This is a genomic window from Halomonas sp. SL18_1 (assembly GCF_055755715.1).
On sequence record NZ_JBVTRK010000001.1, the window covers coordinates 848,919 to 861,771 of the forward strand.

The 12,853-nt window shown below is 66.6% G+C and carries 9 protein-coding genes and 3 pseudogenes; 11 read left to right on the forward strand and 1 reads right to left on the reverse strand.

Annotated features, from left to right (window positions below; all coding sequences use genetic code 11):
• Positions 1-103: 103 nt before the first annotated feature.
• From rpmB to ACSJDS_RS04385, 10 genes and pseudogenes are all read left to right on the forward strand, one after another.
• Positions 104-340, forward strand: a complete 237-nt coding sequence (gene rpmB, locus ACSJDS_RS04340) for a 50S ribosomal protein L28 (RefSeq protein ID WP_473032234.1) — start codon at positions 104-106, stop codon at positions 338-340.
• A 27-nt stretch (positions 341-367) separates the two neighbouring features.
• Complete coding sequence (gene rpmG, locus ACSJDS_RS04345; RefSeq protein ID WP_016417370.1) at positions 368-523, forward strand: 50S ribosomal protein L33; 156 nt, start codon at positions 368-370, stop codon at positions 521-523.
• A 110-nt stretch (positions 524-633) separates the two neighbouring features.
• A complete protein-coding gene (gene mutM / locus ACSJDS_RS04350) occupies positions 634-1,464 on the forward strand; it encodes a bifunctional DNA-formamidopyrimidine glycosylase/DNA-(apurinic or apyrimidinic site) lyase (RefSeq protein ID WP_473032235.1) in 831 nt (276 codons plus the stop codon).
• 66 nt (positions 1,465-1,530) lie between these two features.
• A complete protein-coding gene (locus ACSJDS_RS04355; protein WP_473032236.1) occupies positions 1,531-2,736 on the forward strand; it encodes a class I SAM-dependent rRNA methyltransferase in 1,206 nt (401 codons plus the stop codon).
• Between the two features lie 5 nt (positions 2,737-2,741).
• Positions 2,742-3,077 (forward strand): putative signal transducing protein, encoded by a 336-nt coding sequence (locus tag ACSJDS_RS04360; RefSeq protein WP_473032237.1) that lies wholly within the window; start codon positions 2,742-2,744, stop codon positions 3,075-3,077.
• 1 nt (position 3,078) lies between these two features.
• Positions 3,079-3,513: an acyl-CoA thioesterase gene (locus ACSJDS_RS04365; protein ID WP_473032238.1), complete on the forward strand. Its 435-nt coding sequence runs from the start codon at positions 3,079-3,081 to the stop codon at positions 3,511-3,513.
• A 170-nt stretch (positions 3,514-3,683) separates the two neighbouring features.
• The gene (ald, locus tag ACSJDS_RS04370) at positions 3,684-4,799 is read left to right on the forward strand and encodes an alanine dehydrogenase (protein WP_473032239.1); all 1,116 of its coding nucleotides are present in this window, start codon (positions 3,684-3,686) and stop codon (positions 4,797-4,799) included.
• Between the two features lie 229 nt (positions 4,800-5,028).
• Positions 5,029-6,054: a tryptophan--tRNA ligase gene (gene trpS / locus ACSJDS_RS04375; RefSeq protein ID WP_473032240.1), complete on the forward strand. Its 1,026-nt coding sequence runs from the start codon at positions 5,029-5,031 to the stop codon at positions 6,052-6,054.
• 220 nt (positions 6,055-6,274) lie between these two features.
• Positions 6,275-7,482: pseudogene (locus ACSJDS_RS04380) on the forward strand (YeeE/YedE family protein).
• Positions 7,483-7,611: 129 nt separating this feature from the next.
• Positions 7,612-9,290: pseudogene (locus ACSJDS_RS04385) on the forward strand (NAD-dependent malic enzyme).
• Positions 9,291-9,666: 376 nt separating this feature from the next.
• Here the strand turns inward: ACSJDS_RS04385 and acnA are convergent.
• Positions 9,667-12,413 (reverse strand): annotated as a pseudogene (acnA, locus tag ACSJDS_RS04390) (aconitate hydratase AcnA).
• Between the two features lie 184 nt (positions 12,414-12,597).
• Here acnA and ACSJDS_RS04395 point away from each other — a divergent pair.
• A complete protein-coding gene (locus tag ACSJDS_RS04395; RefSeq protein WP_473032241.1) occupies positions 12,598-12,807 on the forward strand; it encodes a zinc ribbon domain-containing protein in 210 nt (69 codons plus the stop codon).
• Positions 12,808-12,853: the final 46 nt, after the last annotated feature.

Genomic DNA, 12,853 nt, shown 5'->3' on the forward strand with positions numbered 1-12,853 from the left:
CTTTGAATTCCCTGGGGTTAACTTTCGCGGGATCGCCCGGTTTGCCCGACAGGTTTTGAACACTCAGGTACTGATCTACCTGGCCAAGCGGTTGGAGGCTCCAATGTCCAAAGTATGTCAGGTTACCGGCAAGCGCCCGGTGACCGGTAATAACGTTTCACACTCCCAGCGCAAGACCCGCCGTCGTTTCTTGCCGAACCTGCACAGCCACCGCTTCTGGGTGGAGTCCGAGGGTCGCTTCGTCAAGCTGCGCGTCTCCTCCAAGGGCATGCGCATCATCGACAAGCGCGGCATCGACGCGGTGCTCAGCGATCTGCGCAAGCGCGGCGAAGCCGTCTAAGCGAACCACTCCAGGGAGACAGCAGTCATGCGTGACAAGATCAAGTTGGTGTCCAGCGCCGGTACCGGCCACTTCTACACCACCGACAAGAACAAGCGGAACACTCCGGACAAGCTCGAGTTCAAAAAGTACGATCCGGTGGTCCGCAAGCATGTGATGTATAAGGAAGCCAAGATCAAGTAAGGCTTGATCGCTTCCACCGCAGGCCCTAACCCGCCTGTCCTCCTGAACCCGGCCCCGCGGTCGGGTTCAGGCGTATCTGAGCTCCGCTCGTCCAGCCGTTGAGCGCCGCCATGCCCGAACTGCCCGAAGTCGAAACCACCCGCCGCGGTATCGCCCCCCACGTGGAGGGGCGCGAGATCGTCGAGGTGGTGGTGCGCCAGCCGCGGCTGCGCCTGCCGGTGCCGGATGATCTCATCGACCGGCTGGTGGGCGCGCATATCGGTCGCCTGGGGCGGCGGGCCAAGTACCTGCTGATGCCGTTGGCCGAGGCCGGGAGCGAGGCGTCGGCGCTGATCTGGCACCTGGGCATGTCCGGGAGCCTGCGCATCGTCCGGCTGGGGGAGCTGCCCAGGAAGCACGACCACCTTGACCTGGTACTCCAGGATGGTGCCGTGCTGCGCTACCATGACCCGCGCCGCTTCGGCTTCGTCGACTGGCTGGCGAGAAGCGCCGAACGGGACCCGCGGCTGGCGCGGCTGGGGCCGGAACCGCTCTCCGAGGCCTTTGACGGTGAGCGGCTGTATACGCTGTCACGAGGGCGTCGCCTCGGCGTGAAACCCTTCCTGATGGACAATGCCGTGGTGGTGGGTGTGGGCAATATCTACGCCGCCGAGGCGCTGTTTCTGGCCGGGATCGATCCCCGTCGCGCCGCCGGGCGGATCAGCCGCCCGCGCTACGACCGGCTGGCCGCGGCGGCCAAGGAGGTGCTGGCCGCGGCCATCCAGCAGGGCGGCACCACCCTGCGCGACTTCGTCGGCGGCACCGGCGAACCCGGCTACTTCAAGCAGCGGCTCAACGTCTACGGTCGCGACGGCGAACCCTGTCGGCGCTGTGGCGCCGAGCTACGCCGAGTCACGCTGGGGCAGCGCGCCAGTGTCTTCTGTGGTCGCTGCCAACACTGATGAATTGCCAGATTCGATGATTTCCCGGGCCGATGCGCCCATCGCCCGCCTAGCCGAGACGATCTTATGACGACCAACCCCGTTACCCAGCGCCTGCGCCTCAAGAAGAACGCCGACCGCCGCCTCAAGGCCGGCCACCTGTGGCTCTACTCCAACGAGGTCGACACCCAGGTCACGCCGCTGCAAGGCTTCGAGGCCGGGGCCCAGGCGGTGGTGGAAGCCGCCAACGGCAAGGCCATGGGCGTGGCCTACGTCAACCCGCACTCGCTGATCTGTGCCCGGGTGGTCTCCCGCGATGCCGACATGCGCCTCGACCGCTCGCTGCTGGTGCATCGCTTCAACCAGGCCCTGGCGCTGCGCGAACGCCTCTATCCCAAGCCCTTCTATCGGCTGGTGCACGGCGAGGGCGACCTGCTGCCCGGCCTGGTGGTCGACCGCTTCGACGATGTGGTGGTGGTGCAGCTCAATACCCTGGGCATGGAGCGCCTCGCCGAGGAAGTCGTGGCGGCCCTGGACAAGGTGCTGTCGCCTCGGGTCATCGTGTTCAAGAACGACTCCTCCGGGCGCCGCCAGGAGCAGCTAGAGTCCCGGGTGACGGTGGTCAAGGGGACGCTTGAGGGGCCGGTGCCGCTGGAGGAGAACGGCGTGCGCTTCGAGGCGCCGGTGCTCGACGGCCAGAAGACCGGTTGGTTCTTCGATCACCGCGCCAACCGCGCCTGGCTCAACGGCCTGGTAGCGGGCAAGCGGGTGCTCGACCTGTTCAGCTACGTGGGGGGGTGGGGCATCCAGGCCGCCGCCCACGGCGCCAGAGAGGTGCTCTGCGTGGATGCCAGCGCTCAGGCGCTGGAGCGCGTCGCCGACAATGCCGCCCTCAACGGCCTTCATGAGCAGGTGGCGGTGGGCGAGGGCGATGCCTTCGAGGCCCTGGCGGCCCTCAAGGCGGACGGTGAGCAGTTCGACGTGGTGATCCTCGACCCGCCGGCGTTCGTCAAGAAGCGCAAGGACATTCCCAACGGCGAGCGCGCCTATTCGCGGCTCAACCGCGAGGCGATGCGCCTGCTGGGGCGCGACGGCCTGCTGCTCTCTGCCTCCTGCTCCATGCATCTGGCGCCGGAGCGGCTGGTGGAGGTGGTGCGCGGGGCGGTGCGCCATCAGGACCGTCACGGCCAACTGATCTATCAGGGGCACCAGGCGGCGGACCACCCGGTGCATCCGGCGATCCCCGAGACCGCCTATCTGAAGGCGCTGGGCGTTCGCGTCTTTCGGGACTGATGCCGATGCCGCCCGAGTACGTGCGTGTCTTCGCCCATAGCAATGCGCTGCTGGTCAGCCATGTGCACAACGTGCTGAGAGCCGCCGACATCCCCGCCGAGCTGCGCAACATGACCCTCGGCGGCGGTGCCGGCGAGCTGCCGCTGGGCGAGTGCGAACCCGAGGTGTGGGTCGCGCCGCACAATCGCGAGCGGGCCGAGGCGCTGATCCAGGATGCCCTGGAAGGCGTGAGCGAGCGACCCGACTGGACCTGTCCAGGCTGCGGCGAGCCGCTGGAGGGCGCCTTCGATGCCTGCTGGAACTGCGGCACGCAGCGCCAATGGGACGACAAGGAGCGCTGAGGTGAGCTGGGATCTGCCCGACCCGTTCGTGATCGATATCCGCGTCGAGGCCTCGGCCATCGACGAGTACGGCCATGCCAACAACGCCGAGTACCTGCGCTGGGTGGAGCGGGTCAGCTGGGCCCACTCCGAGCGTCTGGGACTGGACCTGGCCCGGTATCGGGCCCTGGACCGGGCCATGGCCGTGCACCGCCATGAGCTGGACTACCTTGCTCCGGCCTTCGAGGGCGACCGGCTGCGGCTGGCCACCTGGATCGTCGGCTGCGACGGTCGCCTGACCCTGACCCGCCGCTTCCAGCTCTTGCGCCCCGAGGATGGCAGGACCCTGCTGCGGGCGCGGACCCGCTTCGCCTGCATCGAGCTTTCCAGCGGCCGGCCGAGACGGCTGCCGGCAGAGTACCTGGCGACCTATGGCGAGGCTCTGGTGACCGAGTAGTCGGCCGAGCATCTTGCGGTGGTGTGCCTGCAAATCTGAAAAATCGTCGGTCGGCGGCCGGCAATATATGATTTTTTACTATTCCATGCCGTGTAACCTTCGTGGATGAGCTGTTTATGCTGTAATGACAGCATGCTGCAGCGTTGCCCGCTTTCATCACCGGAGGTGCCATGAAGATTGCCGTCCCCAAGGAGATCAAGAACCATGAGTATCGCGTCGCCCTGACCCCCAGCGGCGCCCGGGAGCTGGTGGCCCGCGGCCATGCCGTGGCCGTGCAGGCCGGTGCCGGCGAGGGAGCGGGGTTCGCCGACCGCGATTACCAGGCCGCCGGGGCGAAGCTGAACGGCGACATCGAGGCGCTGTGGCGCGATGCCGAGCTGATCGTCAAGGTCAAGGAGCCCCAGCCGGAGGAGGTGGCACGCCTTTGCGCCGGCCAGACGCTCTTCACCTACCTGCACCTCGCCGCCGAAGAGCGGTTGACCCAGGGCCTGATGCAAAGCGGGGCCACCTGCATCGCCTACGAGACCGTCACCGATGCCCAGGGCGGGCTGCCGCTTTTGGCGCCGATGAGCACCGTGGCCGGGCGCATGGCCATTCAGGCCGGCGCGCACAGCCTGGAGAAGGCCCAGGGCGGCGCCGGCGTGCTGCTGCCCGGCGTGCCCGGGGTGGCGCCGGCCAGGGTGGCGGTGATCGGCGGCGGCGTGGTGGGCGAGAACGCCGCACGCATGGCGCTGGGGCTGGGCGCCGACGTCACCGTGCTGGACACCTCGATTCCGCGCCTGGAAGTGCTCGACGACCGCTATCAGGGCCGCATTAAGACGGTCTTCTCCACCGCCGATGCCATCGACGAGGCGGTGCGCGAGAGCGACCTGATCGTGGGCGCCGTGCTGATTCCCGGCGCCGCCGCGCCCAAGCTGATCACTCGCGCCATGCTCGCCGAGATGACGCCGGGCAGCGTGTTGGTGGATGTGGCCATCGATCAGGGGGGCTGCTTCGAGACCAGCCGGCCCACCACCCACGCCGATCCGACCTATATTGTCGATGGCGTGGTGCACTACTGCGTGGCCAATATGCCGGGGGCGGTGGCGCGCACCTCCACCCAGGCGCTGACCAACGCCACCATGCCCTTCGTCATCGCCCTGGCCGACAAGGGCTGGAAGCAGGCGCTGACCGATGACGCCCACTTCCGAGCCGGGCTCAACGTCCACGATGGCCAGGTCACCTACCGCGCCGTGGCCGAAGCCTTCGGCCTGGAGAGCGTCGACGCTGCCCGCCTGGTGCGTTGAGAGTCGAGTACAGCCGCTTGCGAGCGGCGCCGGGGACAGGCCGTAGTGGAGGTCCGATGCCAGGGATGGCATCGGTAGCGCCCAGGGATGGGTTCACAGCGCCTCCACGAAGGCCTGTCGCCGGGAAAGCCGCGGCGGACTTGCCACCGCCTTGCCTACCTGGCCGGTCGCCTTGATCGAGGCCTCGCGTTACCATAGCGGGCATTTCCGACAGCAGAGTCCGCTTTCCATGAGTGCAGCTTCCGAGAAGACCCGCGTTCTCACCGGTATCACCACCACCGGTACGCCCCATCTGGGCAACTATGTCGGCGCCATCAAGCCCGCTATCGCCGCCAGCCAGGATCCGACGGTCCAGTCCTACTACTTCCTCGCCGATCTGCATGCGCTGATCAAGTGCCAGGACCCCAAGCGCGTCCAGGCATCGCGCCTGGAGATCGCCGCCACCTGGTTGGCCCTGGGCCTGGATACCGACAACGCCATCTTCTATCGGCAGTCGGATATTCCCGAGATCCCTGAGCTCACCTGGATGCTCTCTTGCGTCTGCGCCAAGGGGCTGATGAACCGGGCCCACGCCTACAAGGCGGCGGTGGCCGACAACGAGGCCGCCGGCAATCAGGACCCCGACAAGGGCATCACCATGGGCCTGTTCGGCTACCCGGTGCTGATGGCCGCCGACATTCTGATGTTCAACGCCCACCGGGTGCCCGTGGGGCGCGACCAGATCCAGCATATCGAGATGGCCCGCGACATCGCCGGACGCTTCAACCACCTCTACCAGGGGGCCTACTTCACCCAGCCCGAGGCGGTGGTCGATGACAACGTGGCGACGCTGAACGGCCTCGACGGGCGCAAGATGTCCAAAAGCTACAACAACACCATTCCGCTGTTCGTCTCCGAGAAGAAGCTGCTGAAGCTGGTGCGCAAGATCAAGACCAACTCCCTGGAGCCGGGCGAGCCCAAGGATCCCGACACCTGCACGCTGTTCCAGATCTACTCGGCCTTCGCGACCCCGGAGCAGCGCGCCGAGCTGCGGCGCGACTACGAAAATGGTATCGGCTGGGGCGAGGCCAAGAATCGGGTCTTCGACTACCTCAACGAGCACCTGCGTGAGCCGCGCGAGCGCTACCAGGGGCTGATGGAAGACCCCGCCCATATCGAGCGGGTGCTGCAGAAAGGCGCCGAGCGTGCCCGGGCCGAAGCCGCCCCCTTCATGGATCGTCTACGGGTGGCGGCAGGGCTGGGACGTTTTATCTAGTCGGCCCCTTGTCGGATGATACCTGTTTGATGAAAGGGGCCCAGAGCCCTTCGCGGTTCTCATCGATGCTCGATGCCTATCCGCCGGATAGCGCCGATCGATCTATTCGCTTTCGACCTGAAGACCGTCCCCTGAATTCTTTTACGTTCTGTGTGTAGGTTATTAGCATGCTTGATATCATCGCGTCCCGCCTTCCCTGATGCCATCCAGAGAGACTGCCATGAGTGACCTCGCTGCTTCTTCGCGTTTCCGGCTCTCCCTGTCGGCCAGTGCCGCCGGCCTGCTGCTGCTGGGTGCCCTGGCGGTTGGCCTGGCCTTTGGCGCTCGTACCGGCTTGCTGATGGTGGTGGGCGGACTACTGGGCATGGTCCTCTACCATGCCGCCTTTGGCTTCACCGCCGCCTGGCGGGTGTTCATCACCGAGCGCCGAGGGCGTGGTCTGCGCGCCCAGATGGTGATGCTGGCCATTGCCGTGGTGCTGTTCTTCCCGGCGCTGGGGGCCGGAGTCTGTTCGGCCAGCCGGTCTTTGGCTTCGTGGCGCCCATCGGTGTTTCCGTGGTGGTCGGCGCCTTTCTGTTCGGCCTCGGCATGCAGCTGGGCGGTGGCTGTGCTTCGGGCACCCTGTTCACCGCCGGCGGCGGCAACGCCCGGATGCTCGTCACCTTGCTGTTCTTCATCGTCGGCTCGGTGATCGGCAGCGCCCACTTCGCCTGGTGGCAGAGCCTGCCGGCCTTCCGGCCGACTTCGCTGGTCACCGAGGCGGGCGTCGTTGGCGGCATCGCCGTGAGCCTGGCACTGTTTGCCGCCATCGCCGCGCTGACCGTGGTGATGGAGCGACGCCGTCATGGCCAGCTGGAGCAGGTGCCCAGGGTCGACGTCGGTAATCGGCGCTGGCTCACCGGCCCCTGGCCGCTGCTGGCCGGCGCGGTAGCGTTGGCGCTGCTCAACTACGTCACCCTGGCCCTGGCCGGCCGGCCCTGGGGCATCACCTCGGCCTTCGCGCTGTGGGGGGCCAAGGGCTTCGAGCTGCTGGGCGGTGATGTCTCGGCCTGGGGGTACTGGCAGTCGCCCGGCAACGCCGCGGCGCTGCAGGCCAGCGTGTGGCGCGATATCACCACGGTGATGAACGTCGGCATCATGGTCGGGGCGCTGGTCGCCGCCTCCCTGGCGGGCCGCTTCGCGCCGAACTTCCGCATCCCCTTGAAATCGCTGCTGGCGGCAGTGATTGGCGGGCTGATGCTTGGCTACGGGGCGCGCCTGGCCTTCGGCTGCAATATCGGCGCCTATTTCAGCGGCATCGCTTCGGGCAGCCTGCACGGCTGGGTATGGCTGGTGGCCGGCTTTGCCGGCAACATGGTCGGCGTCAAACTGCGCCCGCTGTTCTTCGAGGGCGAAGTGGCCCGTCGGCCGGTCGCCAAGGGCTGTTAACTCCCAATGGCCTTGTCAGCGCCCCGGCTCAGCCCGGGGCGCTGGCGTTTCGGGCATGGTAGAGTTGGGGCCTAAGGCGCCGGTAGAGCGCCCACGGCCCGGTTTCCAGTCACTGCATCGAGATCAGAGATGACCATCGAACCCAAACGCCCACTCTACATTCCCTATGCTGGCCCTCCGCTGCTCGAGATGCCGCTGCTCAACAAGGGCAGCGCCTTCACCCAGGAGGAGCGGCTCGAGTTCAACCTGATCGGCCTGCTGCCCCAGGCGGTGGAGACCATCGAAGAGCAGCTCGAGCGGGCCTATCGCCAGTACCGGCAGTGCCATAGCGACTTGGACCGGCACATCTACCTGCGTGCCATCCAGGACGATAACGAGACCCTCTACTACCGCCTGGTCTCGGAGCATCTCGAGGAGATGCTGCCGATCATTTATACCCCGACGGTGGGCAAGGCCTGCGAAGAGTTTTCCAATATCTATCGCAACCATCGCGGGCTGTTCATCGCCTACAACGACCGCGACCGCATGGACGACATCCTGCGCAGTGCCACCAAGGACAGGGTCAAGGTCATCGTGGTCACCGACGGTGAGCGCATCCTGGGGCTGGGCGACCAGGGCATCGGCGGCATGGGCATCCCCATCGGCAAGCTGGCGCTCTATACCGCCTGCGGCGGCATCAGCCCGGCCTATACGCTGCCGATCATGCTCGACGTGGGCACCAACAATCAGGCGCTGCTCGACGACCCCATGTACATGGGCTGGCGGCATCCGCGCATTTCCCAGGAGGAGTACGACGCCTTCATCGCGACCTTCATTGCCGCGGTGAAGCGGCGCTGGCCCAATGTGCTGCTGCAGTTCGAGGACTTCGCCCAGGCCAATGCCCTGCCGCTGCTGGAGCGCTACCGCAACGAGCTGTGCTGCTTCAATGACGATGTTCAGGGGACCGCGTCGGTCTGCGTGGGTACCCTGATGGCGGCCTGCCAGGCACGCGGCGAGCGCATGGCCCAGCAGCGGGTGGTGTTCGTGGGGGCCGGCTCGGCCGGCTGCGGTATCGCCGAGCAGGTGGTGGTGGCCATGCAGGCCGAAGGGCTCTCCGAGAAGGAGGCGCGCAGCCGCATCTTCATGGTCGACCGGGAAGGCCTGGTGACCTCGGACCAGGCGTGGCTGCGCGACTTTCAGCTCCGCCTGGCCCACGACCCTGCCCTCACCGAGGGCTGGGATGGCCAGTCGCTGCTGGAGGTAGCCCGCCAGGTGAAGCCTACCGTGCTCATCGGGGTCTGTGGCCAGAAAGGGATCTTTACCGAGGACGTGGTGCGAGCCATGCATGCCGGCTGCGAACGGCCGCTGATCATGCCGCTCTCCAACCCCACCTCGCGGGCCGAGGCGACCCCCTGGGACGTGCTCAACTGGACCGACGGCCAGGCGCTGGTGGCCACCGGAAGCCCCTTCCAGCCGGTGGTCTACGACGGCACCTCCTACCCCATTGCCCAGTGCAACAACGCCTATATCTTCCCGGCATCGGCCTGGGCGTGGTGGCGAGCGGGGCCAAGCGCGTCACTGATGCGATGCTGATGACCGCTTCCCGGGCGCTGGCCCGCGAGGCGCCGCTGGTCAAGCAGGGCGAGGGCGCGTTGCTGCCGCCGCTGTCACAGATTCGCGAGCTCTCCAAGGCGATCGCCTTCGAGGTAGCCGCCCAGGCCCAGCAGGAGGGCGTGGCCCTGAAGACCGACGGCATCAAGCTGCGCGAGTCGATCGAGCGCAACTGCTGGACGCCGGAGTATCGGCGCTACCGCCGCCGCTCGTTCTAGGCTCCGTCCGAAAACTGGCTGCGCTCGACCATACAGCGTTAAAAATCGGCTCAAAGTACTCATTTACACCACGTAAACTCCGTCTTTTCGCCGATTTTTGCCTTGTCTGGTCTTCGCTCGCCGACTTTTCGGGCAAAGCCTAGATTCCGAGCCACGGACGACGGGGCTCGGGCTACGAGCTAGCATGCTGCCCGAACCTCGAACCTCGAACCTCGAACCTCGAACCTCGAACCTCGAACCTCGAACCTCGAACCTCGAACCTCGAACCTCGAACCTCGAACCTCGAACCTCGAACCTCGAAGAAAAGAAGCCCCCGTCGGGGGCTTTCACTGCTGTGATGGGGGCGGGCCTCAGGCCCGCCTGTAAGGCCGTCCTGTCAGGCCGACCCAATCATCTTGCGCAGCACATAGTGCAGGATGCCGCCGTGGCGGTAGTACTCCAGCTCATTGGCAGTGTCGATGCGGCAGAGCGCATCCAGCTTCTTCTCGCCCTTGTCGCTCTTGACGGTCACCTTGACCTGGCCGCCCGGGGTGAGAGCATCGAGCCCTTCGATGGAGACCTTTTCGTCGCCGGTAAGGCCGAGACTCTTGCGGCTTTCCCCTTCAGGGAACTGAAGCGGCACCACGCCCATGCCGATCAGGTTGGAGCGGTGGATGCGCTCGTAGGACTCGGCCAGCACGGCGCGCACGCCGAGCAGGCGCGTGCCCTTGGCGGCCCAGTCGCGGCTGGAGCCGGTGCCGTACTCCTTGCCGGCGATTACCACCAGCGGCGTGCCCTTCTCCTGATAGCGCATGGCGGCGTCATAGATCGCCATCTGCTCCCCGGAAGGCACGTGACGGGTCTCGCCGCCGACCACGCCGTCGAGCATCTCGTTCTTGATGCGCACGTTGGCGAAGGTGCCGCGCATCATGATCTCGTGGTTGCCGCGCCGTGAGCCGTAGGAGTTGAAGTCCACCGGCTTGACCCCGCGCTCCTGCAGGTAGCGGCCGGCGGGGCTGTCGGGCTTGATGGCGCCGGCCGGCGAGATATGGTCGGTGGTCACCGAGTCGCCCAGCATGGCCAGGATATGGGCCTCCTTGACGTCCTCGGTGGCGTCGGGCTCGCGGCCCATGCCCTCGAAGAAGGGCGGGTGCTGAATGTAGGTGGAGTCGGAAGACCACTGATAGACCTCGCTATCGGGCACGTCGATGGCCTTCCACACCTCGTCGCCGTCGAACACCTCGGCGTACTGCTTGCGGAACATCGCGGTCTTGACCGTCTCCACGGCCTCGGCGATCTCCGCCTGAGTGGGCCAGATGTCCTGGAGGTAGACCGGCTTGCCGTGGCGATCGACCCCCAGCGACTCGCGGGTCAGGTCGCGCTGGACGTTGCCGGCCAGGGCGTAGGCCACCACCAGCGGCGGCGAGGCGAGCCAGTTGGTCTTGACCAGCGGGTGCACGCGGCCCTCGAAGTTGCGGTTACCCGAGAGCACCGAGGCCACGGCCAGGTCGCCGTCCTCGATGGCCTTCTCGATGGGCTCGGCCAGGGGGCCGGAGTTGCCGATGCAGGTGGTGCAGCCATAGCCCACCAGATTGAAGCCCAGGGCGTCGAGGTCCTCCTGGACGCCGCCGGCGGCCAGGTAGTCGGTCACCACCTTGGAGCCCGGGGCCAGCGAGGTCTTCACCCAGGGCTTGGTGGCCAGGCCCTTCTCGCGGGCCTTTCTGGCCAGCAGGCCGGCGGCCATCATCACGCTGGGGTTGGAGGTGTTGGTGCAGGAGGTGATGGCGGCGATCACCACGGCGCCGGGGTCGAGGCGGAAGGCCTCGCCGTCGAGGTCCACCGCTTGACTGTCATGGTGCTCATAGCTCTCCTCGACGCCCACCGCAGTCTGGCCGCCTTCGGAGAACAGCCGGCCCTTCTCCTCGGAGGAGGTGACCGACTTACCGTCGTCGGCCATGACCTTCTGGAAGGCCACCTGCATGTCCTTGAGGGTGACCCGGTCCTGGGGCCGCTTGGGGCCGGCCAGGCTGGCCTCGACTTCGCCCATGTCCAGCGCCAGGGTGTCGCTGAAGACCGGTTCGGCGCCCGGCTCGCGCCATAGCCCCTGGGCCTTGCAGTAGGCCTCTACCAGCGCCACCTGGCTCTCGTCGCGGCCGGTCAGGCGCATATAGGCGAGGGTCTCGTCGTCCACCGGGAAGAAGCCGCAGGTGGCGCCGTACTCCGGCGCCATGTTGGCGATGGTGGCGCGGTCGGCCAGCGGCAGGTCCTTGAGGCCGTCGCCGTAGAACTCCACGAACTTGCCCACCACGCCCTTCTCGCGCAGCATCTCGGTGACCGTCAGCACCAGATCGGTAGCGGTGATGCCCTCGCGCAGCTTGCCGGTGAGCTTGAAGCCGACCACCTCGGGGATCAGCATGGAGACCGGCTGACCGAGCATGGCGGCCTCGGCCTCGATGCCGCCCACGCCCCAGCCCAGCACGCCGAGGCCGTTGATCATGGTGGTGTGGGAGTCGGTGCCCACCAGGGTGTCGGGGTAGGCCAGCGTCTTGCCGTCCACCTCCTTGGTCCACACCGTCTTGCCCAGGTACTCCAGGTTGACCTGGTGGCAGATGCCGGTGCCCGGCGGCACCACCCGGAAGTTGTCGAAGGCCTGCTGGCCCCAGCGCAGGAAGGCGTAGCGCTCATGGTTGCGCTCCATCTCGATGGCCACGTTGTCCCTGAAGGCCGTGGGGTTGCCGAACTTGTCCACCATCACCGAGTGGTCGATGACCAGATCCACCGGGAGAGCGGGTTGATCCGGGCCGGGTCCTCGCCCAGGGCCTCCACGGCGGCGCGCATGGAGGCGAGGTCCACCACCCCGGGGACGCCGGTGAAGTCCTGCATCAATACCCGGGCCGGGCGGTAGCCGATCTCGCGGTCGGAGCTGGCGGTCTTCTGCCAGTCGACCAGGGCCTGCATGTCCTCGCGTGCGACCCCCTCCTCATCGGCGAAGCGCAGCTGGTTCTCCAGCAGGATCTTGAGGGTCATCGGCAGCCGCTCAATGTCGCCCAGGGCCTTGGCGGCCTCGGCCAGGCTATAGTAGTGGTAGGTGGCGTCGCCGGCCTGGAGCGTCTGCAGGGTATCCGATAGGGATGCGTTGCTCATGCGGTTCTCCTTCTCGCGTTCGCGGTGGGAGTGAACGAACCTTACTGGGACCATCGGTAATACATGGTCATGATAGGCGCCGGTTTCAAGCGCCGCCCGTCGTTTCGGTGCCGCCTCGCCGTGAAGGGGCGCCGACTCGCTATCACGCTGTCACGGCTACTCGGCGATCACAGGGGAGTCAGCCATGCATGAAGAGCGTCTCGACACCCGCCCGGTACATTGTCCCTACTGCGACATGCCCTTCGACCTGATGGTCGACGTGTCCCAGGGCAGCCAGGAGACCTGGGAGGACTGTCCGCACTGCTGCGCCCCTATCCAGCTGCGGATTGCGGTTTCGCTCGTTGACGGTGAACTGGAGGAGGTAAGCCTGGGGCGTGACGATGAGGTGCTGTAGCCCCCGTCACGGCTGCTACAATGGCCGGATCCTGTTTCATCTTCAT